We start from the raw sequence: 26177 nt of genomic DNA, 5'->3' as shown, positions 1-26177 counted from the left end.
CCCCTCCCCCAAAGGCCCTGTTCAGGGCCTTTTTCTTTAAAGAACACCGTTCGTCGGCCGATATAACACCGTCACATTTCCGCGTTCCCGGATTTCCTGGGAGGACCTCGCCTGCGTGCACCTGGCAGTGGCGTGATCATGGAAGATAAGAACAATCCGGAGACAATATGAACATCAAGCAAAAGCTGACGGGGGCGTTTGCGGTCATCGCCTGCCTGCCCATCGTCGTGGTCGCCAGCATCGTCATCGTCAACCTGCGCACTGAAGCCACCGACAGCTTTGTCGACAGCAGCGGGCGCGAGATTCGTCAGGTCGAGAACGCCATGCAGCTGTTCTTCGATGCCATCACCCAGAACGTCGAATACCTGGCCGCCAACCCGTTGCTGACCAACGCCGGCAACGATGTCAAAAGCTACATGGGCGCCGACAGCAAAAGCATTCCAGAGTCGGACACCGACAAGAACATCGTGGCCCTGTTCAACCGCCTGGGCGCCAGCCACCCGGCCTACAGCTACATCGCCTACGGCCTGGCCAACGGCAGCTATGTGCCGTGGCCCGAAGGCCAGACCATCAACAACTACGACCCGCGCGTACGCCCCTGGTACAAGACCGCGCTGGCTAACCCCGGCAAAGCCATCCGCACCGAAGCCTATTACTGGGCCGGTGACGACGCCGTGCTGGTCAGCACCGTGCGTGCGATCAACAACGCGCTGGGCAACGCCGGCGGCGTGGTCAATATCGACGTGTCGCTCAAGCAACTGACCACCATCGTCAATCAGATCAAGCTGGGCGAAAGCGGCTACCTGATGCTGATGGAAAACAACGGCAATGTGCTGGTCGACCCCAAGCAGCCCGAGCACAACTTCAAGAAACTCGCCGAACTCGGTGGCGGCTACAGTGAGCTGGCCAAGGCCGGCCAGGGCCTGCGCCAGGTGGAAATCAATGGCGAGCACTACATGGCCAACGTGTTTCCCTCGGACAAGCTCGGCTGGAGCTTCATCGGCCTGATCAAGCAAAACGAGGTCATGGCTTCGGCCAATAAACTGACCTGGCTGATCGGCATCATCGCCGCCGTACTGGCGGTGATCTTCGCCCTGGTCGGCGCCAGCTTTGCCAGCCTGATCGTGCGGCCCATCAACGGTGTGTCCAGCGGCCTGGAAGGCATCGCCCAGGGCGAAGGCGACCTGACCGTGACCCTGCCGGTGCGCGGCAGCGACGAAACCGCGCAACTGGCCGGCTGGTTCAACCAGTTCCTCGGCGCCATCCGCAGCCTGATCCAGCACATTACCCAGGCCGCCAGCCGCGTGCTGGACGCCTCGCACAGTGCGACCCGCGTGTCGGGCGACATGGCCGAAGCCGCCAACCGCCAGCGCGAGGCGGTGGACATGGTTTCGACCGCGTTCCATGAAATGGTCGCCACCGCCAACGAAGTCGCGCGCTCGTGCAGCCAGGCCGCCGATTCGGCCGACACCAGCCAGCAACAGGCCCGCGCCGGGCAAAAGCAGATCGACGACGCGGTGGAAAGTGTCGATCGCCTGAGTGAAGAAATTTCCCGCTCGGCGCAGGACATGACGCAACTGGAGAAAGACAGCAACGATATCCAGTCGATCCTCAACACCATTCGCTCGATTGCCGAGCAGACCAACCTGCTGGCGCTCAACGCCGCCATTGAGGCCGCGCGGGCCGGTGAACAGGGTCGCGGTTTTGCCGTGGTCGCCGACGAGGTCCGCGCGCTGGCCAAGCGCACCGCCGATTCCACCGCCGAGATCGATGGCTTGCTGGGCAACCTCGCCCGCCGCACCGCCTCGGTGGCGCAGCAGATGCATGCCAGCCTGGAAGTGTCGCAACAGTCGGTGAGCAAGATCGGCCACGCCCGCACCAGCTTCGGCCAGATCCGCGAGTCGGTGGACGTGATCCGCGACATGAACACCCAGATCGCCACCGCCGCCGAAGAGCAGCATCAAGTCGCCGAAGACATCAACCGTCACATCAGCCAGATTCATGGCGATGCACAACTGGTCGTGACCTTGGCGCAATCGGCGCGTACCGACTCGCAAAGCCTGGCGTCGTTGTCCAATGAACTCGATGGTCTGGTGCGCAAATTCAGAACCTGACCCAGGTACAGCCGCCATTGTTGCTCATTCTCAAACGCGTTTATTCATCCCAAAGTCGTAGGAAATAAGTGACCGGCCAGTCACACAACAATACCCTCACATGAAATAATGGCAATCAGCCATTTGCCTGATTGAAGCGCTCTGTTCCATGCGCCTGGCGAATGAATCGGATTGCCTTATTTCAGGACGGCACGCTTAAACAATGACTTTGGTAGCTGAAAACCCGGATGTGATGTATCGCCTGCTGGTGCAGAGCGTGGTGGATTACGCCATCTACATGCTGACCCCCGAAGGGATCGTCGCCAACTGGAACAGCGGCGCCCAGCGGGCCAAGCAGTATCGGGCCGAGGAAATCGTCGGCCAGCATTTCTCGATCTTCTATAGCGAAGAAGAACGGGCGCGCAATGCGCCGATGATCGGCCTTGAGACCGCACGTGCCACCGGACGCTTCGAGGCCGAGGGCTGGCGCGTGCGCAAGGACGGCAGTGTGTTCTGGGCGCACGTGATCATCGATGCGATTCATGACGATGACGGCCAACTGGTCGGCTTTGCCAAGATCACCCGCGACTGCACCAGCCAGCGCCAGGCGCAACTGGCCCAGCGTGAGCAAGAGCGGCGTTTTCGCCTGCTGGTGCAAGGCGTCACCGACTACGCCATCTACATGCTCGACATCGACGGTCATGTGGTGAACTGGAACTCCGGCGCCGAGCGGGCCAAGGGTTACCAGGCCGGCGAAATCGTCGGCCAGCACTTTTCGGTGTTCTACACCCCCGACGACCGTGCCCGCGGCCTGCCCCAGCAGGGACTGACCACCGCACGCTGCGAGGGCCGCTTCGAGGCCGAAGGCATTCGGTTGCGCAAGGACGGCACGCACTTCTGGACGCACGTCGTGATCATGCCGATTCATGATGACGACGGTCAGTTGATCGGCTTTTCCAAGATTACTCGCGACATCACCGAACGCCGCGCCGCCGAGCTTGAAGTGCTGGCGGCCAAAGAACTGGCCGAGCGCTACAGCGAGAAAATGGCCGCCCTGTCGCGCTTTCTCGACTCGGTGATCGGCAGCATTCCGGCCAGCGTAATTGTCCAGGACGCGCAAACCCGCGAGATTCTGCTGGTCAACCAACAGGCGCAGCGCATCTTCGGTGCCAACGACCAGCCCATGGTCGGCCAGCAGGCGGATGAGTGCATGCCCAAGGCTCTGGCCGGCTACATCAACGAACAGACCCGGCAGTGTTTGAACCTGCCGGCGATGCGTCAGACCGAAGACCGTCTGCGCACTGTCATTGGCCCGCGTGTGCTGCGCACCAAGACCCTGCGGCGCATCGACAAGGAGGCTCAAGCCGACTATGTGTTGCTGATCGCCGAAGATGTGACCGACGAGATCGCTGCCCGCGAGCAGATTCACCACATGGCGCACCACGACGCGCTGACCGGCCTGGCCAACCGCACCTTGCTGCACGAGCAGCTCGACACGGCGTTGAAGGAGTGCAGCACCAACTCGCGCATGGTCGCCACCCTGTGCCTGGACCTGGACAAATTCAAGAACATCAACGACGCCTTCGGCCATGCCTTTGGCGACAAACTGCTGCGCGCCGTGGCCGAGCGGCTGCGCGGTGTGCTGCGTGAAGAAGACACCCTGGCCCGCCTGGGCGGCGACGAGTTCGCCATCGTCCTGCCGCGCATAGAACATGCCGAAGACGCTTACCGCACGGCACGTCGGGTCATCGAATGCATTGCGCCGGCGTTCCTGATGGACGGCCATAACTTCCTGATCGGCGTCAGCATCGGCATTGCCGTCACCCGCAATGCACAGTTGCCCAGCGACCAGTTGCTGGTGCATGCCGACATGGCGCTGTACGAGGCCAAGCGCAACGGCCGCAACCGCTATGAAGTGTTCCACCAAGACATGGCCGAAGCCGCGCAACGCCGCCGCAGCATGGAAATTGACCTGCGCAAGGCCCTGCACCTGGGTCAGTTGCAGCTCTACTACCAGCCGATCGTCGGCATCGACGACACACGCATCACCGGCTACGAGGCGCTGATGCGCTGGCAGCACCCGAGCAAGGGGCTGATCATGCCGATGGACTTCATTCCGCTGGCCGAAGAAACCGGGCTGATCCACGAGGTCGGCACCCGCGCCCTGAACCTGGCGTGCCAGGAAGCCTGCACCTGGAACACCGAACAAAGCGTGGCGGTCAACCTGTCGCCGGCCCAGTTCAAGAACCGCGAGCTGGTCAATATCATCAAGCTGGCGCTAAACGACTCTGGCCTGGCACCGCACCGCCTGGAACTGGAAATCACCGAGTCGGTGCTGCTGGAGAACAGCGAAGAGAATATCCAGACCCTGCGCGCGCTCAAAGCGCTGGGCGTGGGCATTGCCCTGGACGACTTCGGCACCGGCTATTCGTCACTGGGGTATTTGCGCTCGTTCCCGTTCGACCGGATCAAGATCGACAAGTCCTTCGTGCACGAGATGGACAACAGCCGCGAGGCCATGTCGATCATTCGTGCCATTACCGGCATCAGCAGCAGCCTGCTGATCAAGACCACCGCCGAAGGCGTCGAAACCCCGGAACAGTTCGCCCTGTTGAAGGCTGAAGGCTGTTCGCACTTGCAGGGCTATCTGTTTGGCCGGCCGGTGCCCATCAACGAGCGCAAGCGCTAACCGGAAGGCAAAAAAAAGGCCGCCCCTTATGCCTTGACGGGACGGCCTGAAGCTCACTGTACTTGAAGGTTGAACACGTTACTTGGCGGTGATCACCGACAACTTGGTAATGCCGGCGCGTTCAATGGACGCCATGGCGCGTGCCACTTCGCCGTAGTTCACGCCGTTATCGGCCTGCAACTGGACCCGCACTTGTGGGTCCTTGTTCTTGGCGGCCTGCAGGTTGGTTTCCAGCAGATCAGCCTTGATCTCATCCTTGTTGATGAACACCTTGCCTTCGCCATCGATGCTCACTACCAGTGGATCCTTCTGCTCGGCCGGGGCAACCGCCTCGGTCTTGGGCAGGTTGATCGGGATCGAGTTGGTCAGCAGCGGCGCGGTCACGATGAACACCACCAGCAGCACCAGCATCACGTCAACCAGCGGCGTTACGTTGATCTCGCTGAGAACTTCATCACTGTCCTGGGTCGAAAAGGCCATATCAGGATGCCTCCTTCACTTTCTGACCGCTGACAGTGGCGCCGGATTTCAGCACCGGGTGCAGCAGCACGCGGAACGAATGTTTCTGGGCCAGGCTGTAGAAGTCATGGGCGAAATCGTCCAGGTCGGCAGCAGTCAGCTTCAGGCGGCGCAAGAAGTAGTTGTAAACCAGTACCGCAGGGACCGCGACGGCGATACCGACACCGGTGGCCACCAGTGCAGCACCGATGGGGCCGGCCACGGTTTCAAGGCTGGCCGAACCGGCAGCGCTGATACCTTTCAGGGCCGACATGATGCCCCACACCGTACCGAACAGACCGATGAACGGCGAGGTACTGCCGATACTGGCGAGCACGGCCAGGCCGGTTTCCAGCGAGCGACGCTCACGAACGATCTGTTGACGCAGGGCACGTTCCAGGCGGTCCTGGTGGTTGATCGACTGGCTCAGATCGGTCTGGGCATGTTCCTGAACCTGAATGGCTGCGTAGCCTGCCTGGGCAACACGGGCAGCGGCGCCTGGCTTGTCATGGGCCAGCTCGGCGGCCGAATCAAGGCTGGAAGCGGCCCAGAATTGCTTGTGGAACGACTTGTCCTGGCCCTTGAGGCGCGAGAACTGCACGCCCTTGAGCAGGGCCAGGCCCCAGGTGGCGACAGAGAACAGAATCAACAGCCAGATAACGCTGTGTTCAACGCTTTCGAATGGGGAATCAGTCAACAGGTTCATGGGCGGTACTCTCGTGCAAATGCGTCAGGTCGGGTATGCGATGCTCCTTTTGTCAGGTCGCCCGCTGAAATTTGAAAAATTCGGGTGAAGCGTTATTTGAGCTTGAAGTCGATCGGAACGCTGACCCAGCCATCGACCGGTTGGTCGCCTTGCTTGCCGGGTACGAAGCTCCAGCGCTTGACGGCCGTGACAGCGGCTTCGTCGAGCTGGTCGCGACCACTGGTCTTCTGAATCTGGATATCGCCCGGACGACCGCTGGCCAGTACATGGACCCGCAGCAGCACGGTGCCTTCCCAGCCGCGGCGCATGGCCAGCGACGGGTATTCCGGTGCCGGGTTACGCAAGTAACCGGCGTTGGCCGAAGGCGGCGTCACCGGCTTGGGCGCAGGCGGTGCTGGCGGCGCAGGTGGCGCAACCGGTGCTGGCGCAGGCGGTGTCGGCGCCGGTGGCTGCTCGACAGGCTTGGGTACCGGCTTTGGCACAGGTTTGGGCGCAGGCTTTGGCTTGGGTTTTGGCGGTGGCGGCGGCTTGACGGCCAGCTCGTCCTCGACCGGTGGCGGCGGCTCGACCACAGGCGGTGGCGGCTCAACCACAGGCGGCGGTGGTGGCGGCTCGACCGCAGGTGGTGTCGGCGATGAAAATTCGATGGTCATCGGCGGAATTTCCGGCGGTACGACCGGCAAGGCAGGCGTCGGATTCTGGGCGACCCAGTAGATCACGGCACCGTGCAATACCACGGCGAACACGCCCAACAGAATCCCTTCCCGGCGGCCCAGAACCCGCTTGGGCGTGCTGTGCAATCGCGACAGCGCCAAGGGGCCACGGTAAGGACGGCCCAGGTCGACCAACTCACCGCTTGGCGCCTGGCGCCGAGGCACCTCAAGTGCACTGGCAGCGGTCTGGACATTGCCCATTGATTCACTCCTGCATTTTTTCAGTAAAAATCCAGGTTCTGTTGGTATCAGTCACCTTTCTTCAAGTGTCTTGCGTTGAAGGCAATGATCTCTGAAACCATATGCTCCCGAAAGGAATATTTAGTTCTCCATTTATTCAAAAATGGCATATAGACATCCACGCCGGCACTGGACCCGCGCGCTTTATCGCAGCCAGCGAAAGTCTCTGGAAATGGCATTGCAGAGGCCTGCAAGTAAAAAGCCCCTGGCTGTCCACGACAGCCAGGGGCTTTCACAAGGCGCTCAGCGGCGCGCGTTCAGTGCTGGGTGGCGGGCTTTTGCGCTCGCCTCGGCAGGCAGACCGCATAGGCCATTGCCTCGTCACGGGTATTGAAGGTCGCCAGCCGGTCATGATCGGTGCAGACCCGCCACGGGCCGTTGTTGACACTGATGACCTGGTAACCGTTGACTTGCTGTTTATGAAGCATCGAAGCACTCATATGCACCTCCACAGATGCGGGTGTGTTGCAACGCCTACCTTACACCCGGGATCGTCTGTTGTGAGCACCGCTGGGCACAGACGTGTCAAGGCAGCTCAACAAGGCCTGCTTGCACCTGCAATAACAACAACAGCTCCGGGTCGCTCGGATAAAAACGCAAATCACCGGAAGGACGCAACCTGAACTCGGGAAGCTCGGTCACCTCATACAAGAAATTGGCTGCATAAAACTTTTTCAGCCGCTCAAGCTCGGGAATTTGCATCTGGATATCCTGAAACCTCAGGTACGCCAGTTCTTCCCCATACTTTTCAGCCGTGGCCGGGTCTGCCGACTTCAGCTTTTCCAGCAACTGCCGTTTACGTTCTCGTTTCTCAGGGGTATTGGCGCGTGCCTGCGTAAGCGCTTGCAGGTTCTCGATGCAGTCTTCACATCCCTCATTGACGCCTTTTGTCCACAGACGATAAGCATCCAGTCGACGCCCTTCCCTGTACGCCAGCGTACCCAGCCCTTCATACGCTTGCGCATGCCCCTGGCTGGCAGCACATTCGAGCATCGACCTGGCGAGAGGAAACAGCTCTTTGGCGCGCACAAGAATGGTGTTGCTCACATAGGTCATTGCATGAGGACTGCCCCGGTCAATCGCCGCATCTTCCAGGTAATACATGTCGCTGTTCTGGTAAGGCCAGAGAAACTTGCCGTACCGATACATGGCCATCGGTACACTTGTTGCCAATTTCTGCAATCGTGCAGAAAGCTCATTCACTGCTTCGGGCTTTCTTTCGAAGCGTAATGCCCCTAGAACATCGACGTACTCGGCCCTCCAGCTACCTGCCTTGACAGCGGCTTCGAGCAACGCTTGCCGGCGCTGACGATGAGCTTCCTCTGACCAGAAGTTCTCGTCCTGCTCGCCGATCAGGGCGTACGCCATGAACGCATCAAAGGCCCGCGCGGCCGTCTCGCTTTCTGGCGGTGTGTGGTCCTCGACCTTGTTGCAGATGAACGCCTTACCGCTGAAACGACTGACCAGGTCAGCGTCCGTGCTGACGATAGGCGGCTGCGAGGAAGGCATGTGGTTGAAGTCTTCCAGCGGGCTGGACAGGTCCAGCGCTGAAAGATGGCTTGAAAAAACCACCAGTGTTAATACCGCCAACATCCTCATGCGACATCCTCAAGCACACATCAGACTTTCCTGCTTATGACTTCAACCTTTCAGCGTGCGAGCCGACGGCATCAATGCCCGGCATGCGCACCATGCGCATCGCTGTTCAAGGCGCGCGCCGGTGCCAGCACTTCCAGGGTCTGACGTACACCCTTGTCGTCCTGCACGGTCAGGGTCAGCGGCACCTGGTCGCCCTCCTTCACCTGGGCCACCAGGCCGATCAGCATCACGTGATAGCCGTTGGCGTCGAACACCACGGTCTTGCCGGCCGGCAGGTCGACGCTGCTGACCGGTTTCATGCTCATCACATCGTCTTTCATCGTGGTCTGGTGCACCTCGACGGTCTTGGCGGCCGGCGAGGCCACGCCGACCAGTTTGCTGTCGGTGCTGGCGGTCAGGTGCATGAAGGCGCCGGTGGCGGGCTGGCCAGCCACGGTGGCGCGCACCCAGGCGTCATGTACTTGCGTGTCGGCGTACGCCGGCAGGCTCAGGCCGGTCAGGGCCAGGGCGGCCACGGCCATCTTCAAAGAGGTACGGGTCAGGGTATTCATCAACAGACTTCCATAAGAGTGAGCAAATCTTCGGTGCATTGTTGTGCGGTCAGCCTGTGCGACAGGCTCAGGCGCAGCACGCCGCGCGAGTCGTAGACATAACTGGTCGAGGTGTGCGAGATCGTGTAGGTGTCGCCCAGCGGCACCTTTTCATAGAACACGCCGAACTCCTTGGCCACCGCCGCGGTTTCTTCCAGGGTGCCGGACAGCGCGACAAAGCTGGGGTCGAAGGCCTTGACGTATTTGTCGATGATCTGCGGTGTGTCGCGCTCAGGGTCCAGGGTGATAAAGATCACCTGAAAGATCGGCGCATCGGCGCCCATCAGCTTCTTGATCTGCGCCGCACGCGCCAATGCCGTGGGGCACACGGCCGGGCATTGGGTGAAGCCGAAGAACACCAGCGGCATATAGCCGCGAAAGCTCGACAGGCTTTTGTAGTTGCCATCGACATCGCGCAGCTTGAAGTTGCGCCCCACGATCTCGTTGCTCATGTCCTTGCCGTGCTTGAACGGCAGGACGTTGGAGTTTCCGCAGCCGGCCAGCAGGCCGCCCATGCTCAGCATGGACAAGCCGGCGACGACCTGGCGGCGGGAGAAATTATTGCTCATGCACGACGGTCCTTTTCCAGGATCGGGACGGGACAGACTCCCGTTTATAGGCAGGCCTGCAGCGTTGCAGGCCTTCGGCTATTTACACAAGGCTGCTCAAGGCGCTTGCGCAACACGGCCCGGGGAGGTGTGCCGGCCTGGCGGCAGGTTCAGGCGTTCGCGCAGGGCCAGGCGGCTGGAAAGCACCCGTAACAGCCAGCCGACGGCGGCAAAGGTGATCAGCGCATTGCCCAGTTTGCCGGCGAAGGCGCAGTCGAACTGCGCCAGTTGCATGATCAGCCCATGCGCATCGTGCAACACATGATGTGCTGCCTTGGCAGGTGCCGGCAGCGCCGCAGAAGTTAAGGCCGTATCGCCACAGATTTCGCTGGCGGGCACCGGTTGCCACGCCGCCAGTATGCGGCCATGGCCGATGCTGCACGCCAATGCGCTGAGCAAGACCAGGGCGGCCAGCATGCAAGCGACAAAGGGGCGATGAGTGCGGGCAAATTTCATGGCGGCGAATTTACCACTGCACTGCCTGGCCGAACACCGTCATTGCTGTAGCGCGAGGGTCAGAGCCGGCGTAAGCCCCGCTACAGCCGGGCCGGGCAAGCGCTGCGGCAAAATGGCGCACGCTTGTTCGCAGCCGCCTCAACGGCGGCTGGCCCCGTCCAGGAAAAACTGCCGCAACAGCCCCGGCATCTCTGCCCGCGCTACGCGGCCGCGGCGCTGCGACTCGACCAGGCCGAAGATCAGCGAGGCGAACACCTCGGTGAGCATCGCTGCGCTGAGGTCGATGCGAAACACGCCTTCATGCTGGCCGCGCAGGAAAAACGCATCCATGGCATTCGAATAAGGCTGCCAGCGGCGGACTTCGGCGTCTTCGAGCATGCTGTCGGGCCGCCACTCGGCCATCATGAACAGCAACATCTCGCGATGGGTCAGGTGCCCGTCGATCAGGTTCTGCAACGCTTGCAGCGGCGGCGCATGCTCAAGATCGGCATCGCTGATGATCTGGTTCATCAGCGTGGTGCTGTGGTCATGGAGCATTTCAATCAGGTTGGCACGGGTGCCGCAAAAGCGGTTGAGGGTGGCCTTGCTTACGCCGGCGGCCTCGGCAATGTCCTTGAACGTACCACTCTGGTGATCGACCACGGCAACGGCCAGGGCCTTGAGGAACTTTGCATCGGCAGCGGGTAAATCCATGAGGCGTTCATTCACTCGGCAGGAATAGCGTGGGCGACATTTTGCAGAAAAAGCCTACAGACTCAATGTCCATGACAAATTTGCTCACAATTGCATCATATGAGTCAATATTGACTCATATAGCACAAAGCCAGATCATTGCCAGTTTTCGGGTAGAGACGGGCCTTGGCCCTGGGGATGCAATGGACAACATGCGCAAAACGCGGATCGCTTCAGTGATCGCGCTGGTGGCCCTTATCGGCCTGACCGGCTGTGACAAGCAACAACCCGCAGGCCAACACGGCGCAGGTGCCCCCCGGGAAGTCGAAGCCCTGACCCTCAAGACCGAACCCTTTACCGTGGTCAGCGAACTGCCGGGCCGGGTTGAACCGGTGCGTGTGGCACAAGTACGGGCGCGGGTTGCCGGCATTGTGCTGAGCCGCAACTTCACCGAAGGCAGCGACGTCAAGGCCGGCCAGGTGCTGTTCCAGATCGATCCGGCACCGTTCAAGGCTGCGCTGTCCAAAGCCCAGGGCGACCTGGCGCGCACCGAAGCCACCCTCGCCGAGGCGGCGGCCACGCTCAAGCGCTATGAACCGCTGGTGAAGATCGAAGCGGTCAGCCAGCAAGCGTATGACACCGCCAAGTCTGCACAAATGAACGCCCTCGCCGCCCGTCGCGCCGCCCAGGCCGATGTCGAAACCGCCCAGCTCAACCTTGGCTATGCCACGGTCAAAGCGCCGATCTCCGGGCGCATCGGCCGCGCCGATGTGACCGAGGGCGCGCTGGTCGGCCAGAACGAAACCACGCTGCTGGCAACCATCCAGCAACTGGACCCGGTGCATGTCGACTTCACCCAGCCGGTGGCCGAAGCGCTGCGCATGCGCGCCGCCATGCAGGACGGTCGTCTGCCCAAGGGCGGCGAAGACGCACTGACCCTCAGTGTCGAAGGCACCGATTATCAGCGCCGCGGTACCTTGCTGTTTACCGATGTCGACGTCGAGCGCAACACCGGCCAGGTCGCGCTGCGTGCGCGTTTCGGCAACCCCGACGGCCTGCTGCTGCCAGGCATGTACGTGCGCGTGCGCACCCCGCAAAGCGTGGTCAACGAGGCGATTCTGGTGCCGCAACGCGCCGTACAACGCGGCAGCGACGGCACCGCCAAGGTGCTGGTGATCGGCAACGACGGCACGGTTCAGGCCCGCCCGGTAAAGACCGGCGCGATGCAGGATTCGCGCTGGCAGATTACCGAAGGCCTGAGCGCCGGCGAGCAGGTCATTCATGGCGCCATGACCGGCCTCAACCCTGGCGACAAGGTGGTGCTCAAGGCAGCCAAGCCCCAGGGCGATGCCAACAGCCAGCCGTCCAGCGCCCAGTAAGGCCGACTTCGAGGAACGTCCATGTCTGACTTTTTCATCAAGCGGCCCAACTTTGCCTGGGTCGTCGCCCTGTTCATTCTGCTTGCCGGGCTGATCGCCCTGCCGCAACTGCCGGTGGCGCAATACCCGGTGGTGGCGCCGCCGCAGATCACCATCACCGCCACCTACCCCGGCGCCTCGGCCAAAGTGCTGGTCGACTCGGTGACCAGCGTCGTCGAAGAGGAGCTCAACGGCGCCAAGGCGATGCTGTATTACGAGTCGACCAGCAACGCCAACGGCATCGCCGAGATCAACGTGAGCTTTCAGCCCGGCACCGACCCGGACATGGCTCAGGTCGAGGTGCAGAACCGCATCAAGAAGGCCGAAGCGCGGCTACCACAGGCGGTCCTGACCCAAGGCTTGCAGGTCGAACAGGCCAGTTCCGGCTTTCTGCTGATCTACGCCCTGAACTACAAGGGCGACAGCGAAGGCCGCAGCACCGTGGCGCTGGCCGACTATGCGGCGCGCAACGTCAATAACGAACTGCGCCGGGTGCCCGGCGTCGGCAAGCTGCAGTTTTTCGCCTCCGAAGCGGCCATGCGGGTGTGGATCGACCCGCAGAAACTGGTCGGTTATGGCCTGTCGATCACCGACGTGACCACCGCCATCAGTGCGCAAAACATTCAGGTGCCAGCCGGCAGTTTCGGCAGCACTCCAGGCGCCCAGGGCCAGGAGCTGACCGGCGTGCTGGCGGTCAAGGGCACGCTGGACAACCCGGATGAATTCGCCCGCATTGTGCTGCGCGCCAATCAGGACGGCTCCAACGTCACCCTGGGCGATGTCGCGCGTCTGGAAGTCGGCAGCCAGGATTACAACTTCGATGCGCGCCTGAACGGCAAGCTGGCCGTGGCCGGCGCCGTGCAGCTGTCACCGGGTGCCAACGCCATCGCCACCGCCGAGGCGGTCAAGCAACGCCTGCAAGAGTTGTCGGTGAACTTCCCGGACGACGTGGAATTTTCCGTTCCCTACGACACCTCGCGATTCGTCGACGTGGCCATCGACAAGGTGATCTACACCCTGATCGAAGCCATGGCGCTGGTGTTCGTGGTGATGTTCCTGTTCCTGCAGAACATCCGCTACACCCTGATCCCCAGCATCGTGGTGCCGGTGTGCCTGGCCGGCACGCTGGCGATCATGTACCTGATGGGTTTTTCGGTGAACATGATGACCATGTTCGGCATGGTGCTGGCCATCGGCATTCTGGTCGACGACGCCATCGTGGTGGTCGAGAACGTCGAGCGGATCATGGCCGAAGAAGGCTTGTCGCCGCCCAAGGCCACGGTCAAGGCGATGGGTCAGGTGTCCGGGGCGATCTTCGGTATCACCATGGTGCTGTCGGCGGTGTTTCTGCCGCTGGCGTTCATGGGCGGCTCGGTGGGCGTCATCTATCAGCAGTTCTCGCTGTCGCTGGCGGTGTCGATCCTGTTCTCGGGTTTCCTGGCCCTGACCTTCACACCGGCACTGTGCGCCACCCTGCTCAAGCCGATCCCGCAAGGGCACCACGAGAAAACCGGCTTTTTCGGCGGCTTCAACCGTCTGTTCGGCCGTTTGACCCAGCGCTATGAACGGCTCAATTCGAGCCTGCTCAAGCGCACCGGGCGCTACATGCTGATCTACGTCGGCATCGTCGCGCTGCTGGGCTTCTTCTATTTGCGCCTGCCGGAATCCTTCGTGCCGATCGAAGACCAGGGCTACACCATCGTCGATGTGCAACTGCCACCCGGCGCCACGCGGGCGCGTACCGATGCCACCGCCAAAGAGCTGGAGAAGTGGCTGGTCGAGCGCGAGGCAACGGGTGCGGTGACCATGATTCTGGGCTTCAGCTTCTCGGGCATGGGCGAAAACGCGGCCCTCGCCTTCCCGACCCTCAAGGACTGGTCGGAGCGCGGTGACGGGCAATCCGCCGGCGATGAAGCGGCAGCGTTCAACCAGGCCTTTGCCAACATCAGCGACGGTACGGTCATGGCGGTGACCCCGCCACCCATCGACGGGCTGGGCACCTCGGGCGGCTTCTCGCTGCGCCTGCAAGACCGTGGCGGTCTGGGCCGCGAGGCCTTGCTTGCAGCCCGTGACCAGTTGCTCGGCCAGGCCAACGGCAACCCGCTGTTTCTTTACGCAATGATGGAAGGCCTGGCCGAAGCGCCGCAACTGCGCCTGGACATCGACCGCGACAAGGCGCGCACGCTGGGGGTGAGTTTCGAGTCGATCAATAACGCCCTGTCGACCGCCTTCGGTTCGGCGGTGATCAGCGACTTCGCCAATGCCGGGCGCCAGCAACGGGTCGTGGTGCAGGCCGAGTCCGCCTCGCGGATGACGCCCGAAAGCGTGCTCAAGCTGTTCGTGCCCAACAGCGACGGCACCCCGGTGCCGCTGGGCGCGTTCATCACCACGCACTGGGAAGAAGGCCCGGTGCAGATCGCCCGCTACAACGGCTACCCGTCGATCAAGATCGCCGGCGACTCGGCACCGGGCGTCAGCAGCAGCCAGGTCATGGCGGAACTGGAGCGGATCATCGGCGAGATGCCGGCCGGCATCGGCTATGAATGGACCGGCCTGTCGTATCAGGAGCGGATCGCCAGCGGTCAGGCGACGACCCTGTTTGCGCTGGCGTTGCTGGTGGTGTTCCTGCTGATGGTCGCGCTGTATGAAAGCTGGGCGATCCCGCTGGTGGTGATCCTCATCGTGCCGGTCGGCGCGCTGGGGGCGGTGCTGGCGGTCACGGCGGTGGGACTGCCCAACGACGTGTACTTCAAGGTCGGCCTGATCACCATCATTGGTCTGGCGGCGAAAAACGCGATCCTGATCGTCGAGTTCGCCAAGGAACAATGGGACCAGGGCATGCCATTGCGTGAAGCGGCACTGGAAGCGGCACGCCTGCGCTTCCGGCCGATTGTCATGACCTCGCTGGCGTTCATCCTCGGCGTGGTGCCGCTGACCCTGGCCACCGGCGCCGGTGCCGCCAGCCAGCGTGCGCTGGGCACCGGCGTCATCGGCGGCATGCTCAGCGCAACGTTGCTGGGGGTGGTGCTGGTGCCGATCTTCTTCGTCTGGGTCCTGACCGTACTGCGGCGCAAGCCGCACTTGTCCCTGGAAAAGCAATAACGGTTCACACACATCCGTAGGAGTGAGCGATAGCTCGCGAATGCTGACTGTCAGTCACCTGACAGGTTGAAGATGCTGGCCTGTTCGCGAGCTTTACGCTCGCTCCTACGGGTTCTGTGTCGACCCTGCGACAGCATTCACCGGCGGCACCTTGCCCTGCCATGGCCGCGCACGCTCCAGTTGCGCGGCCAGCGACATCAGCAGGGCATCCTCGCCAAAGCGCCCGATAAAGTGCGCGCCCAGCGGCAGCCCTTCGGGGCTCCAGTACAGCGGCACGGACATGGCCGGCTGGCCGCTGGCGTTGCACAGGGCGGTGTATGGCGAGTAGCTGTGGAAATGCTCGATCAGCCGCGCCAGCGACCAGCTGTCATCCTGCGCATTCAGCTCACCGATGGCCGGCGGCAGTTGCGCCAGGGTCGGGGTGAGGATGATGTCGTAGTCCTGCATGAACAGCGCCATGCGCCGGCCAAAGGCATGGATCCACTCCACGGCAGCGGCGTATTGCGCGCCGCTGACCTGGCCTTTTTCGCGCAGGATAATCCGCGTGCGCGCCTCGACTTCGGATTCGAACACCGGCGCACCGCGCATCTGCCCCAGCACGTCCAGGTAGTTGCGGGTACTGGCGCCGATGATGGTGAACACCTGATCGAGAAACTCCGGCAACACCACCGGCAAGCGCTCGGGCACCACTTGATGCCCGAGTGATTCGCACAGTTGCGCGGCGTCATTGAGCGCGGCCCGGCTGTGCGCCGACACCGGCCAGGGGCCGACCTGCTCGACCAGCGCAATGCGCAACGACGCCGGTGCGTCTTGCACCGCCAGGCGGTACGGCCGCGTCGCCACGGGTGCGGCATACGGAGCGCCGAGGTCGATGCCTGCCGTGGCATCGAGCAACGCGGCGCTGTCGCGCACGCTCAGGGTAATCGCGTGGCCGGTGCCCATCCCCGCCCAGCCTTCGCCGACGATCGGCCCGGACGGCAACAAACCACGGCTGGGCTTGAAGCCGAACACCCCGCAGCACGAGGCCGGTACGCGCAGCGAGCCGCCGCCGTCGTTGCCATGGGCAAACGGCACGACACGCGCTGCCACCAGCGCCGCAGCGCCACCGCTGGAGCCGCCGCTGCTGTGGTCCAGGTTCCAGGGATTGCGCGTGGCGCCAAAACGCTCCGACTCGGTCGAGTACGAGGTGCCGAATTCCGGCGACGTGCTGGTGCCCATCAACAGGCAACCACTGCGCCGCAACCGGGCGACCAGTTCACCGTCGAAATCCGGGCGCGCCTGGCCCAGCGCCTGCGAGCCGTTGCTCATCAGCGCACCAGCCAGCGGCGAGAACAAGTCCTTGACCAACGTCGGTACGCCGGCAAACGCGCCGTGGCGGGCTACCGGTTGCCCGGCGGCCTGGCGGGCCTGGTCGTAAAGCCGCTCGACCACGGCATTGAGCTGCGGCTCGACGCGCTCAAGGCGCACGATGGCCGCTTCCAGCAGCTCGCCGGGATGCACCTCGCCCTTGCGCACGCGGGCCGCCAGCGCGGTGGCGTCTTCCTGGTCGAACAGCGCCTGGATGTCTTGCATGATCGTCATTCCTGATTATTCAAAGGGGAAGCCACAACAGCCGGCACCTGTCGACGTTGCACGGCGACCAGCGCACACAGCAGCGCCAGGCTGAAGCCGGCCATGGCCAGATAGAAGATGGATTGCGGCACGCCGCCGGCCTGGGCCGCCACCGCGAGCACCACCACCGGGCTGATGAACTGGCCCAGGTACAGGCAGGCGGTAAACCCGCCAAGGCCGCGACCACGAGTACTGGCGGTCAGGGCATTCATCACTGGCGCCATGACATTGGGCACCAGCAAGCCGGCGCCTACGCCGTGGATGAACACCGCCAACAGCACCGCGTTGTAGCTTTGCGCGTGCATCAGCAGCCACAGGCCGCCGCTCATCAGTGTCAACAACGCAGCGTTGCAACCCGGCACACCCAGGCGCCGGCGCAGCAACGGCCACAACAGCGAGCCGACCAGCGTCGACAGCAGGCCCAGCCCTGCCGACAAGCCGATCAACGTGCTGGAGGTCACGCCTTGCGCCACCAGCAGGCCGGGCGTCTGGATCGGCACCACGAAGGCCAGCAGCATGCCGCTGAACACCAGCGCGTAACCGGTCAGCACACGGCTGAGCGACACCCGGCCATCCGCTTCGGCACCGGGCTGCGACGCGAGGCGGTCCGGCTCCCAGAGCCAGCGCATCATCAAGGGCACCAGCAGCAATGGCAGCAGGTACAGGGCAAACGGCAGGCGCCAGGAATGCTCACCCAACGCACCGCCAGCGACGAAGAACAGCGCACCCACCACGCTGATGGTCACCACCTGGCGGTTGACGTAGCGCAAGCGTTGCTCGCCATGCCAGTAGTCGGCGATCAGTGCCGCGCAGCAGGTCATCACCGCCGCCTCGGCGCAGCCGAACAACAGCCGCACACCGACAATGGTGCGCAAATCGTCGAGCAACAGCGGCAGGAAGCCCAACAACGCATACAGCAGCGTGCCGATGATCAACAGGTTCTTGCGTCCGATACGGTCGGCCAGCCAGCCGGCCAGTGGCGCGAACAGGGCAATGGCCAGCGCCGGCCCGGTCACTGCCAGCGGCACCAGCACCTCGGCATGTGCCGTTGTGGGACCGAATTCGGCCCCGATTTGCGGCAGCACCGGGGCGATCATTACCGCGCCCATGATCGTCAGGCTGCTGCCGAGCATCAGCACCACGCCTTCGCGGCTTCCACGGGGCAGCCGTACGCCGCCCTCATTCAAGGTAGTCATGCAAAAGTCCTCAGAAACTGTGGGCGATGCGCAGCGCGACCGTGTAGCCCTCGGCCCGGTTGCGGCCGTCGAACTCTTTGTAGGCATGCAGCCAGACCGGCGGCAGGCCCGGCTTGAAGTAACTGATTGCCGGCCCGACAGCCACGACATGGGCACGATTACCCGTCGTCAGATTGGGTGCATCGTCATCGGTGAACTGGCGGTAGTAATAGCCGCCGATGCCCGCTGTCCACGGCCCGAAGTGCTGGCCCACGGCAAATTCGTGGCGGTACTCGACGCCGCTCTTGTAGTCGGTGGCCTTGTTACGGGTGTTGATATCGACCTCGAAGCTGGACGACACCTCAAAACCGGTGTCGCTGATCCAGGTCGCATTGACGATCGGCGAGAAGGTCCAGTGGTTCAGACCCGGCGACACCAGGCGGTCTTCGTCATAGTCACCGGTGGGTATCTGGATCTGGAACTGGGTGTTAATGAACAGATTCGGCGCCAGGTTCCATTGCAGGATCAGCGGCACGATCTGCACATCGGCGAGGCGAAACGGATCGGCCTCGAAATCCAGGCGGCCGACCGGTGTGTCGACGCCCAGTCTGGCATCCATCTTGAAAAACGGTGCGACCACGCCAAACCCGTAGTTGGCCCCCAGCAAGCGGGTGTCGGTCATGCGAAAGTACGCCAGGCTCAGCGACAGCACGCTGATCGAGAAATCGTTGTCGACGTCCTTGCCGTTGCGGTCTTTCTGCACCTTGGCCGAGTACCAGGCGCTGCGATGGCCGAGGGTGCCGTTGGGCGTGACCGGCGGCGTCATGCCGGCGCCGAAATCGTAGACGCCCACCGCCGTGGTCGGCGAGCCGTTTTCGGTGGCCTGGGCCGTTGCGCAAAAGCCTGCCAGCCCCAGCAGCAGGGTGGAACAGACTGCGCGCTTATAGTTGTTGTCGTGCTTCATCGGATGCCCCCTTGCATCGTGTTGGTGGGGTCATCCTGAAACCTGCGAAGCCTGAGTCGTTATCCGTTTTCAGCACAGCTTGCGCGGCGCAGGGTCTGTGACGGCAACTCGCCGAACAGTTGCCGGTACTCGCCGGAAAAGCGGCTCAGGTGCCAGAAGCCCCAGCGCGCAGCGACGTCCTGTACCGAGGCCGATACGCCACCGGCAAGCAGCTCGCGGCGCACCGCATTGAGGCGCACTGCACGTAGATAGGCCACGGGGTTGGTGCCCAGTGCTTCCTGAAAGCAGTACTGCAATTTGCGCCGGCTGGCGCCGATGCTGTTGCACAGGTCGAGCATCGAGAACGGCTGGTCCAGATGATTGAGCGCGTAGTCGCGGGCGCGGTCGACCATGCGTTTGCGTGCGGTGGCATTCAGGGGCTCGGCGTCATGGGCGACCTGTTCGAGCAGCTGCAGCATGATTGCATCGCGCAGGCCATGACGAATGGCTTCGTACTTCAAGGCGGAGTGCCCGGCGTCGACGCTGAGCAGGTCATCGAGCAACTGGCGCATCTCGATGGGTAACCCCGGCTGCTCCAGCCGGTAACACGCGGGTAACGCGGTAATCCTGAATTCGCTGTTCTGGCGCTGCAACATGCTCTCCAGCGCCTGACGGTCGACGGCCACGCAAAGCAGGTCCAGCGCGCCCGGCGTGCGGATATGCGGCAGGTCAGAGGCAGGCGCCACCAGCAGACTGGGGGTGCGAATGTTGTGCCCGGCGCAGTACACCTCGCCATGCGGCGCCAGCGGCAGGCTGAAAGTGATCGAGCCTTTCCAGGCCTCACCGCTCTTGACCATGGCCTGATTAGAGCGGTCGCGGACCAGTTGCATCCAGTCGCAACGCAACTCGGTCAGCTCGCCATCGAAGCGTCCAGGCGTCATCTGGTCATAGCGCACCTGCCAGCTGGACAGGTTATGCGCATGCTCATCGATGTCACTGGCGCGGCTGTGGCGAATGCTGCTGTGGATGGATGCAGGTGCGTGGCCTGCCGTGCTGGTGCTGTTCATCGCCCGTCACTCCCGACGTAATCGACAGGCATGAGGCAAGTTTCATTCCGCGCGGCACAGGGTCTGACGATTTGTGCCGGAAATGGATAGTGCGTATTTGCACCGGTCACAGATTTTTTATTGGCAATGTAGAAAGCACTTGCACGCCCGATCTTATGGTATACCATCATACGAAATACAACAGCCACTCTCCGGGAGTCCTCCATGAGCTTCGAAATTCGCAAGATCGTCACCTACACCGAAGAAACCCTGATCGAAGGCGGCAAGGCTGCCGACAAGCCGGTGACCATGGTTGGCCTGGCCGCTGTGGTCAAGAACCCATGGGCTGGCCGCGGCTTCGTTGACGACCTGAGCCCGGAAATCCGTGCCTGGTGTTCCGACCTCGGTGCCTTGATGGTCGAGCGCCTGACCGCCGCCATCGGTGGTGCAGACAAGATCGAAGCGTATGGCAAGGCCGCTGTAGTCGGTGCCGACGGCGAAATCGAACACGCCTCTGCCGTGATCCACACCCTGCGCTTCGGTAACCACTACCGTGAAGCGGTCAAGGCCAAGAGCTACCTGAGCTTCACCAACAAGCGCGGCGGCCCGGGCACCTCGATCCAGATCCCGATGATGAACAAGGACGACGAAGGCCTGCGTTCGCACTACATCACCCTGGAAATGCAGATTGAAGACGCGCCACGCGCCGACGAAATCGTCGTGGTACTCGGTGCTGCCAACGGCGGCCGCCTGCACCCGCGCATCGGCAACCGCTACATCGATCTGGAAGAACTGGCCGCTGAAAAAGCCGCCCAGTAATTCAACCCGACACCTATAAAAAGACGCCTGTGCAGGAGCAATCCATGATTCAGCTCACCGCTGAGCGCACCCCGGCCGGCACCAGCTACCTGGAAACCGGCCATGGCCATCCTGTGGTGTTGATTCACGGGGTGGGACTGAACAAAGAAATGTGGGGCGGTCAGATCGTCGGCCTTGCGCCGAACTACCGGGTCATTGCCTATGACATGCTCGGCCATGGCGCCAGCCCTCGCCCGGACCCTGAAGCCGGCCTGCCAGGCTATGCCGCGCAATTGCTGGAATTGCTCGACCACCTCGGCGTGCCGCATGCCACAGTGATCGGCTTTTCCATGGGCGGCCTTGTGGCCCGCGCCTTCGCTCTGCATTATCCGCAGCGCCTGGCCGGGCTGGTGATCCTCAACAGCGTGTTCAACCGCACGGCCGAGCAGCGTGCAGGCGTGGTCGCCCGCACCAGCCAGGCCGCCGAACACGGCCCGGATGCCAACGCCGGCGCCGCCTTGTCGCGCTGGTTCAGCCGTGAATACCAGGCAGCAAACCCTGCGCAGATCGAAGCGCTGCGCCAACACCTGGCCAGCAACGATCCGCAGGGTTACCTGACCACCTATAAGCTGTTTGCCACCCAGGACATGTATCGTGCCGAGGACCTCGGCACCATCGATGCGCCGACGCTGGTTGCCACCGGCGAACTGGACCCGGGTTCGACCCCGGACATGGCCCGGCAACTGGCCATGCGCATCAAGGGCGCTGAAGTGGCGATTCTGCCCGAGCAGCGGCATATGATGCCGGTCGAGTCGCCACGCCTGGTCAATCAGGTGCTGCTGGATTTTCTCGACAAGTCCGCTGTTTTACACAACCCGATCAAAGGGGATGTTGCATGAGCCTCACTCGCTTCCAGATGTGCATCGACGGTCAATGGGTCGATGCCCTCTCCGGCAAGACCTTCGACAGCCTCAACCCGGCGCTGGCCGAGCCTTGGGCGCAATTGCCCGATGCCGATGAAGCCGACGTCGAACGCGCCGTACAATCGGCGCAGAAAGCCTTTGAAAGCCCGGCCTGGCGTGGCCTGACCGCTACAGCGCGGGGCAAGCTGCTGCGGCGCCTGGGCGATTTGATCAGCGATAACAAAGAACGCCTGGCGCAGCTTGAAAGCCGCGACAACGGCAAGCTGATCCGCGAAACCCGCGGCCAGGTCGGCTATCTGCCGGAGTTCTTCCATTACACCGCAGGTCTTGCCGACAAGATCGAAGGCGGCACCCTGCCGCTGGACAAGCCAGACCTGTTTGCCTACACCGTGCACGAACCGATGGGCGTCGTCGCCGGCATCATTCCGTGGAACAGCCCGCTGTACCTGACTGCGATCAAGCTGGCCCCGGCGCTGGCCGCCGGCAACACCATCGTGCTCAAGCCATCGGAACATGCCTCGGCGACCATTCTGGAGCTGGCGCGCCTGGCCCTTGAAGCCGGCTTTCCGCCCGGCGTGGTCAACGTGGTCACCGGCTACGGCCCGACCACCGGTGCGGCCCTGACCCGCCACCCGCTGATCCGCAAGATTGCCTTCACCGGCGGCGCCGCCACCGCACGCCATGTGGTGCGCAGCAGCGCCGAGAACTTTGCCAAGCTGTCGCTGGAACTGGGCGGTAAATCGCCGAACATCATCTTTGCCGATGCCGACCTCGACAGTGCGGTCAACGGCGTGGTCGCCGGCATCTATGCCGCCTCCGGGCAAAGCTGCGTGGCCGGTTCGCGCCTGCTGGTGCAGGACGAGATTTTCGATGAGTTCGTCGAGCGGCTGGTCGAGCGTGCCAAGCGCATTCGTATCGGCAACCCGCAAGCCGAAGACACCGAGATGGGCCCGATGGCCACCGCCCAGCAACTGGCGGTCGTCGAAGGCCTGGTCGCCGATGCCCTGGCCGAAGGCGCGCGCCTGCGCCTGGGTGGCAAACGCCCGGAAAACGCCGAGGCCGGCTGGTTCTATGAGCCGACCCTGTTCGAGTGCGACAGCAACTCGATGAAGATCATGCAGGAAGAGGTCTTTGGCCCGGTGGCCTCGGTCATCCGCTTCAAGGACGAGGCCGAAGCGCTGGCGATTGCCAACGACTCGCAGTTCGGCCTGGCGGCCGGTATCTGGACCCGTGATCTTGGCCGTGCACACCGGCTGGCTCGCGACGTGCGTTCCGGTATCATCTGGGTCAACACCTACCGCGCGGTGTCGGCCATGGCGCCGATCGGCGGTTTCAAGAACAGTGGCTACGGCCGCGAGAGCGGCATCGATTCGGTGCTGGCCTATACCGAGCTGAAAACGGTATGGATCAACCTCTCGCAGGCACCGATGCCCGACCCCTTCGTGATGCGTTAACCGAGACTGCAGCAATGATCGAACCCGGTATCTACAAAGAAGTCATGGGCTCCTTCCCGTCAGGGGTGACCATCGTCACCACCCTGGACCCGGAAGGCAATCTGGTCGGCATCACCGCCAGCGCCTTCAGTGCCCTGTCGATCGATCCGGCGCTGGTGCTGTTCTGCCCCAACTACGCATCGGACACCTACCCGATCCTGCGCGACAGCAAGCGTTTCGCGATTCACCTGCTGTCGGCCGAGCAGACCGCTGAAGCCTACGCCTTTGCCGGCAAGGGCAAAGACAAGGCCAAGGGCATCGAGTACACCCTGAGCGAGCTGGGCAACCCGCTGCTGCCCAAGGCCACGGCGATCATCGAATGCGAGCTGTGGCGCGAATACGATGGCGGCGACCACGCCATCATCGTCGGCGCGGTGAAGAACCTGATCCTGCCGGAAACGCCCGCGACCCCGATGATTTATCATCGCGGCAAGCTCGGCGCCCTGCCGGTCCTGGCGTAAAGAGCGCCACAAATGGGCAGGCTTGTTGGTTACTGGCAAGCGCGTGATAAACTCGGCACCGGCCCGGGCACCCCCAGGGTGCCCGGGCTTTTGCATAAGCCCAGCCCACCCCTGGCCGCTTGCAGGTTCGCGTGTTCGGTCTGTGCACCGATTCTCGGCCTCAGCCAGCCTTACTCCGAGCCGAACCGATGAAACGCCTGCCCCTCGACGACACCTTCAAGGTCAACCGTAACCCCGTTACCCTGCGGGAAATCGTGTTGGACAAACTGCGCAGCGCGATCATGAATTTCCAGCTGTTACCGGGCGACCGCCTGGTCGAGCGTGACCTGTGCGACCGTCTCGGGGTCAGCCGCACCTCGGTGCGCGAGGCGCTGCGGCACCTGGAGTCCGAAGGGCTGGTGGAATTTGCCGATGCCAAGGGCCCGCGCGTGGCGATCATCACCCTGGCCGATGCCTGCGATATCTATGAACTGCGCTGCGTGCTCGAAGGCATGATCGTGCAGTTGTTCACCCTGCGCGCCAAGCCAAAGGATATTCGTGCCCTGGAAAGTGCCCTGGAAGAAAACCGCCAGGCGCTCAAGGAAGGCGAGCTGCAACAGGTGATCGACTCGGTACAGGGTTTCTATGATGTGCTGCTCGAAGGCTCGGGCAACCATGTCGCCGCCACCCAGTTGCGCCAGTTGCAGGCACGCATCAGCTACCTGCGCGCCACCTCGGTGTCGCAGGAAAACCGCCGTGGCGCCAGCAATCAGGAAATGGAGCGCATGGTCGAGGCGATCAAGAGCGGCGACCCGCAGGCGGCGCATCAGGCTTCGGTCGATCATGTGCGCAATGCCGCCCGCGTCGCGCTTGAATACCTGCAATCGAAACAGGACGACGGCGCCAAGGCCCGCGATATCGTGGCCCCCGTCGCACTCAAAGACCCACGCATAGGTCACTGACATGCCGCTGCCGTGTTACTGCCCGCAATGCGGCAGCAAAGACCTCGCCCACCGCACCCCGGACGGCGATACGCATGAACGCCTGATGTGCGGCGCCTGCCAGTACATTCACTACATCAACCCGAAGATCATTGCCGGCTGCATCATCGAGCAGGACGGCAAGTACCTGTTGTGCCAACGCGCGATTCCGCCACGCCCCGGCACCTGGACCTTGCCCGCAGGCTTCATGGAAGGCGGCGAAACCACCGAGCAGGCGGCCCTGCGCGAGGTGTGGGAAGAAACCGGCGTGCGCGCCGAGATCGTCTCGCCCTACTCGATTTTCAGCGTGCCGAAGATTAGCGAGGTGTACATCATCTTTCGCGCCCTGGCCCTGGAAATCACCGGGCAATATGGGCCGGAGACCATGGACTACCGCTTCTTCGCCCCCGAAGACATTCCATGGGACAGCATCTACTACCCCGCCATCCGCCAGATTCTGGAGCGCTACATCTGTGAGCGTCAGGCCGGGGTGTACGGCATCTACATCGGCAACGACGACAGCGGCAAGGTGCATTTCATTCGGTAGCAACCAAGGATCCGGACATGCTCGACCCAGCCACCACCCGCCCATTCTTCTGGCGCGATGCGCAGTTGCCGTTCATCGAGGCGCGGTCGGTCGAGGATGGCCGCAAGGTGTGTTACGCGCGCCATTCGCACACGGTGTTTTCCATCGGTGCCATCACCGCAGGCGTCAGCACCTATCTGCTGGAAAAATCCACCCTGCGCATCAATACCGGCACCGTGGTGTTGATGAATCCGGGCCAGGTACACGCCTGCAATCCCATCGATGACCAGCCCTGGTCGTACATCATGCTGTACGTCGATCCGCAGTGGCTGGCTGCCATTCAGGACGAAGACTGCGCGGCTCAGCCGTTCCAGCCGCTGGCGCCGTCGCACAGTCACGACCCGCAGCTGTTCAACGGCCTGCTCGACCTTTACGCCACGCTGATCGACCCCGAGGCCACGCTGCTGCACAAGCAATGCACGGCGGTGGCGTTTTTCAGCCTGATGCAGCGTTTGCTGGGCGGTGCGCAGTCATTGCGCGACAAGCCTGCGCCGCGCATCGAGCGCGCCGCCGAGTACATCAACACGCATTTCAGCCAGAGCATCCGCCTGGACGATATCTGCCAGGCCGTACACCTCTCGCCCTCCTACCTGATTCGTGCCTTCGAGCAGCGTTACCACATGACGCCGCATGCCTACCTGCTCAATCTGCGCATCCAGCAGGCTCATCGGCAACTCAAGGAAGGCCGGCTGATCGCCGATGTCGCCTGCAACACCGGCTTTGCCGATCAGGCCCACTTGCAGCGCGAATTCAAGAAGCACCTGGCCGCCACGCCCGGACAGTACCGGCTTTGACCCG

The 26177-nt window shown here is 62.8% G+C and carries 24 protein-coding genes and 1 pseudogene; 12 read left to right on the top strand and 13 right to left on the bottom strand.

Annotated elements, in window-relative coordinates:
* Nucleotides 1-167: 167 nt before the first annotated feature.
* The 3 genes and pseudogenes from ACYAS9_RS26885 to ACYAS9_RS26875 form a co-directional block, all read left to right on the top strand.
* A pseudogene (locus tag ACYAS9_RS26885) lies at nucleotides 168-1256 on the top strand (cache domain-containing sensor histidine kinase); the annotation flags it as partial.
* Nucleotides 1257-1346: 90 nt separating this feature from the next.
* Nucleotides 1347-2114 carry a methyl-accepting chemotaxis protein gene (locus tag ACYAS9_RS26880; protein ID WP_463571695.1) on the top strand — a complete coding sequence of 256 codons (768 nt, stop codon included), beginning with the start codon at nucleotides 1347-1349 and terminating at the stop codon, nucleotides 2112-2114.
* 202 nt (nucleotides 2115-2316) lie between these two features.
* On the top strand, nucleotides 2317-4782 hold the full coding sequence (locus ACYAS9_RS26875; RefSeq protein ID WP_463571463.1) for a sensor domain-containing protein: 2466 nt from the start codon (nucleotides 2317-2319) through the stop codon (nucleotides 4780-4782).
* Between the two features lie 78 nt (nucleotides 4783-4860).
* On the opposite strand, the gene ACYAS9_RS26870 is transcribed toward ACYAS9_RS26875, so the two are convergent.
* The 9 genes from ACYAS9_RS26870 to ACYAS9_RS26830 all read right to left on the bottom strand — a co-directional run bounded on the left by ACYAS9_RS26870 (nucleotide 4861) and on the right by ACYAS9_RS26830 (nucleotide 10885).
* The gene (locus ACYAS9_RS26870; protein WP_459743972.1) at nucleotides 4861-5262 is read right to left on the bottom strand and encodes an ExbD/TolR family protein; all 402 of its coding nucleotides are present in this window, start codon (nucleotides 5260-5262) and stop codon (nucleotides 4861-4863) included.
* Between the two features lies 1 nt (nucleotide 5263).
* Nucleotides 5264-5986, bottom strand: a complete 723-nt coding sequence (locus ACYAS9_RS26865) for a MotA/TolQ/ExbB proton channel family protein (protein ID WP_463571462.1) — start codon at nucleotides 5984-5986, stop codon at nucleotides 5264-5266.
* A 92-nt stretch (nucleotides 5987-6078) separates the two neighbouring features.
* A complete protein-coding gene (locus ACYAS9_RS26860; RefSeq protein ID WP_463571461.1) occupies nucleotides 6079-6900 on the bottom strand; it encodes an energy transducer TonB in 822 nt (273 codons plus the stop codon).
* Nucleotides 6901-7196: 296 nt separating this feature from the next.
* Complete coding sequence (locus ACYAS9_RS26855) at nucleotides 7197-7379, bottom strand: DUF2188 domain-containing protein (protein WP_463571460.1); 183 nt, start codon at nucleotides 7377-7379, stop codon at nucleotides 7197-7199.
* Between the two features lie 85 nt (nucleotides 7380-7464).
* On the bottom strand, nucleotides 7465-8538 hold the full coding sequence (locus ACYAS9_RS26850; RefSeq protein ID WP_463571459.1) for an SEL1-like repeat protein: 1074 nt from the start codon (nucleotides 8536-8538) through the stop codon (nucleotides 7465-7467).
* Nucleotides 8539-8609: 71 nt separating this feature from the next.
* The gene (locus ACYAS9_RS26845) at nucleotides 8610-9089 is read right to left on the bottom strand and encodes a copper chaperone PCu(A)C (protein WP_463571458.1); all 480 of its coding nucleotides are present in this window, start codon (nucleotides 9087-9089) and stop codon (nucleotides 8610-8612) included.
* A complete protein-coding gene (locus ACYAS9_RS26840; RefSeq protein ID WP_463571457.1) occupies nucleotides 9089-9697 on the bottom strand; it encodes an SCO family protein in 609 nt (202 codons plus the stop codon). The genes ACYAS9_RS26845 and ACYAS9_RS26840 overlap by 1 nt, the downstream gene beginning before the upstream one ends.
* Nucleotides 9698-9793: 96 nt before the next feature.
* The gene (locus ACYAS9_RS26835; protein WP_463571456.1) at nucleotides 9794-10192 is read right to left on the bottom strand and encodes a hypothetical protein; all 399 of its coding nucleotides are present in this window, start codon (nucleotides 10190-10192) and stop codon (nucleotides 9794-9796) included.
* A gap of 138 nt (nucleotides 10193-10330) precedes the next feature.
* A complete protein-coding gene (locus tag ACYAS9_RS26830; RefSeq protein ID WP_463571455.1) occupies nucleotides 10331-10885 on the bottom strand; it encodes a TetR/AcrR family transcriptional regulator in 555 nt (184 codons plus the stop codon).
* A gap of 182 nt (nucleotides 10886-11067) precedes the next feature.
* Between ACYAS9_RS26830 and ACYAS9_RS26825 the strand changes: the two genes are divergently transcribed.
* Entirely contained in the window at nucleotides 11068-12243 is a 1176-nt protein-coding gene (locus ACYAS9_RS26825) for an efflux RND transporter periplasmic adaptor subunit (RefSeq protein WP_463571454.1), read from the top strand.
* A 21-nt stretch (nucleotides 12244-12264) separates the two neighbouring features.
* Nucleotides 12265-15384 (top strand): multidrug efflux RND transporter permease subunit, encoded by a 3120-nt coding sequence (locus tag ACYAS9_RS26820; protein ID WP_463571453.1) that lies wholly within the window; start codon nucleotides 12265-12267, stop codon nucleotides 15382-15384.
* Nucleotides 15385-15489: 105 nt separating this feature from the next.
* Here ACYAS9_RS26820 and ACYAS9_RS26815 read toward each other — a convergent pair whose 3' ends face one another.
* Genes ACYAS9_RS26815 through ACYAS9_RS26800 form a run of 4 tightly spaced genes read right to left on the bottom strand, consistent with a single transcriptional unit; the run spans nucleotide 15490 to nucleotide 20180 of the window.
* Nucleotides 15490-16956 (bottom strand): amidase, encoded by a 1467-nt coding sequence (locus ACYAS9_RS26815; protein ID WP_463571452.1) that lies wholly within the window; start codon nucleotides 16954-16956, stop codon nucleotides 15490-15492.
* 5 nt (nucleotides 16957-16961) lie between these two features.
* Entirely contained in the window at nucleotides 16962-18191 is a 1230-nt protein-coding gene (locus ACYAS9_RS26810; RefSeq protein ID WP_463571451.1) for an MFS transporter, read from the bottom strand.
* 10 nt (nucleotides 18192-18201) lie between these two features.
* Nucleotides 18202-19134: a SphA family protein gene (locus ACYAS9_RS26805; RefSeq protein WP_463571450.1), complete on the bottom strand. Its 933-nt coding sequence runs from the start codon at nucleotides 19132-19134 to the stop codon at nucleotides 18202-18204.
* 59 nt (nucleotides 19135-19193) lie between these two features.
* The gene (locus ACYAS9_RS26800; protein ID WP_463571449.1) at nucleotides 19194-20180 is read right to left on the bottom strand and encodes a helix-turn-helix domain-containing protein; all 987 of its coding nucleotides are present in this window, start codon (nucleotides 20178-20180) and stop codon (nucleotides 19194-19196) included.
* 204 nt (nucleotides 20181-20384) lie between these two features.
* Between ACYAS9_RS26800 and ACYAS9_RS26795 the strand changes: the two genes are divergently transcribed.
* From ACYAS9_RS26795 to ACYAS9_RS26765, 7 genes are all read left to right on the top strand, one after another.
* Nucleotides 20385-20978, top strand: a complete 594-nt coding sequence (locus ACYAS9_RS26795; protein ID WP_463571448.1) for an amino acid synthesis family protein — start codon at nucleotides 20385-20387, stop codon at nucleotides 20976-20978.
* 44 nt (nucleotides 20979-21022) lie between these two features.
* A complete protein-coding gene (locus ACYAS9_RS26790; protein WP_463571447.1) occupies nucleotides 21023-21856 on the top strand; it encodes an alpha/beta fold hydrolase in 834 nt (277 codons plus the stop codon).
* Nucleotides 21853-23334, top strand: coding sequence for an aldehyde dehydrogenase (locus ACYAS9_RS26785; protein WP_463571446.1), 1482 nt, complete (start codon nucleotides 21853-21855; stop codon nucleotides 23332-23334). Before ACYAS9_RS26790 ends, ACYAS9_RS26785 begins: the two co-directional genes overlap by 4 nt.
* A 14-nt stretch (nucleotides 23335-23348) precedes the next feature.
* Nucleotides 23349-23834 (top strand): flavin reductase family protein, encoded by a 486-nt coding sequence (locus ACYAS9_RS26780; protein ID WP_463571445.1) that lies wholly within the window; start codon nucleotides 23349-23351, stop codon nucleotides 23832-23834.
* 188 nt (nucleotides 23835-24022) lie between these two features.
* Complete coding sequence (locus ACYAS9_RS26775) at nucleotides 24023-24775, top strand: GntR family transcriptional regulator (protein ID WP_463571444.1); 753 nt, start codon at nucleotides 24023-24025, stop codon at nucleotides 24773-24775.
* A 1-nt stretch (nucleotide 24776) separates the two neighbouring features.
* A complete protein-coding gene (locus ACYAS9_RS26770; RefSeq protein ID WP_463571443.1) occupies nucleotides 24777-25340 on the top strand; it encodes an NUDIX hydrolase in 564 nt (187 codons plus the stop codon).
* A gap of 17 nt (nucleotides 25341-25357) precedes the next feature.
* Nucleotides 25358-26173: an AraC family transcriptional regulator gene (locus ACYAS9_RS26765; protein ID WP_463571442.1), complete on the top strand. Its 816-nt coding sequence runs from the start codon at nucleotides 25358-25360 to the stop codon at nucleotides 26171-26173.
* Nucleotides 26174-26177: the final 4 nt, after the last annotated feature.

This window comes from Pseudomonas sp. HP_08, from assembly GCF_055284095.1.
This window is presented reverse-complemented; position numbering and strand designations above follow the sequence as displayed.

Coding starts and splice junctions, on each gene's coding strand:
- ACYAS9_RS26880 (WP_463571695.1), top strand. CDS start 1,347: ATGGCCGAAGCCGCCAACCGCCAGCGCGAGGCGGTGGACATGGTTTCG.
- ACYAS9_RS26875 (WP_463571463.1), top strand. CDS start 2,317: ATGACTTTGGTAGCTGAAAACCCGGATGTGATGTATCGCCTGCTGGTG.
- ACYAS9_RS26870 (WP_459743972.1), bottom strand. CDS start 5,262: ATGGCCTTTTCGACCCAGGACAGTGATGAAGTTCTCAGCGAGATCAAC.
- ACYAS9_RS26865 (WP_463571462.1), bottom strand. CDS start 5,986: ATGAACCTGTTGACTGATTCCCCATTCGAAAGCGTTGAACACAGCGTT.
- ACYAS9_RS26860 (WP_463571461.1), bottom strand. CDS start 6,900: ATGGGCAATGTCCAGACCGCTGCCAGTGCACTTGAGGTGCCTCGGCGC.
- ACYAS9_RS26855 (WP_463571460.1), bottom strand. CDS start 7,379: ATGAGTGCTTCGATGCTTCATAAACAGCAAGTCAACGGTTACCAGGTC.
- ACYAS9_RS26850 (WP_463571459.1), bottom strand. CDS start 8,538: ATGAGGATGTTGGCGGTATTAACACTGGTGGTTTTTTCAAGCCATCTT.
- ACYAS9_RS26845 (WP_463571458.1), bottom strand. CDS start 9,089: ATGAATACCCTGACCCGTACCTCTTTGAAGATGGCCGTGGCCGCCCTG.
- ACYAS9_RS26840 (WP_463571457.1), bottom strand. CDS start 9,697: ATGAGCAATAATTTCTCCCGCCGCCAGGTCGTCGCCGGCTTGTCCATG.
- ACYAS9_RS26835 (WP_463571456.1), bottom strand. CDS start 10,192: ATGAAATTTGCCCGCACTCATCGCCCCTTTGTCGCTTGCATGCTGGCC.
- ACYAS9_RS26830 (WP_463571455.1), bottom strand. CDS start 10,885: ATGGATTTACCCGCTGCCGATGCAAAGTTCCTCAAGGCCCTGGCCGTT.
- ACYAS9_RS26825 (WP_463571454.1), top strand. CDS start 11,068: ATGGACAACATGCGCAAAACGCGGATCGCTTCAGTGATCGCGCTGGTG.
- ACYAS9_RS26820 (WP_463571453.1), top strand. CDS start 12,265: ATGTCTGACTTTTTCATCAAGCGGCCCAACTTTGCCTGGGTCGTCGCC.
- ACYAS9_RS26815 (WP_463571452.1), bottom strand. CDS start 16,956: ATGCAAGACATCCAGGCGCTGTTCGACCAGGAAGACGCCACCGCGCTG.
- ACYAS9_RS26810 (WP_463571451.1), bottom strand. CDS start 18,191: ATGACTACCTTGAATGAGGGCGGCGTACGGCTGCCCCGTGGAAGCCGC.
- ACYAS9_RS26805 (WP_463571450.1), bottom strand. CDS start 19,134: ATGAAGCACGACAACAACTATAAGCGCGCAGTCTGTTCCACCCTGCTG.
- ACYAS9_RS26800 (WP_463571449.1), bottom strand. CDS start 20,180: ATGAACAGCACCAGCACGGCAGGCCACGCACCTGCATCCATCCACAGC.
- ACYAS9_RS26795 (WP_463571448.1), top strand. CDS start 20,385: ATGAGCTTCGAAATTCGCAAGATCGTCACCTACACCGAAGAAACCCTG.
- ACYAS9_RS26790 (WP_463571447.1), top strand. CDS start 21,023: ATGATTCAGCTCACCGCTGAGCGCACCCCGGCCGGCACCAGCTACCTG.
- ACYAS9_RS26785 (WP_463571446.1), top strand. CDS start 21,853: ATGAGCCTCACTCGCTTCCAGATGTGCATCGACGGTCAATGGGTCGAT.
- ACYAS9_RS26780 (WP_463571445.1), top strand. CDS start 23,349: ATGATCGAACCCGGTATCTACAAAGAAGTCATGGGCTCCTTCCCGTCA.
- ACYAS9_RS26775 (WP_463571444.1), top strand. CDS start 24,023: ATGAAACGCCTGCCCCTCGACGACACCTTCAAGGTCAACCGTAACCCC.
- ACYAS9_RS26770 (WP_463571443.1), top strand. CDS start 24,777: ATGCCGCTGCCGTGTTACTGCCCGCAATGCGGCAGCAAAGACCTCGCC.
- ACYAS9_RS26765 (WP_463571442.1), top strand. CDS start 25,358: ATGCTCGACCCAGCCACCACCCGCCCATTCTTCTGGCGCGATGCGCAG.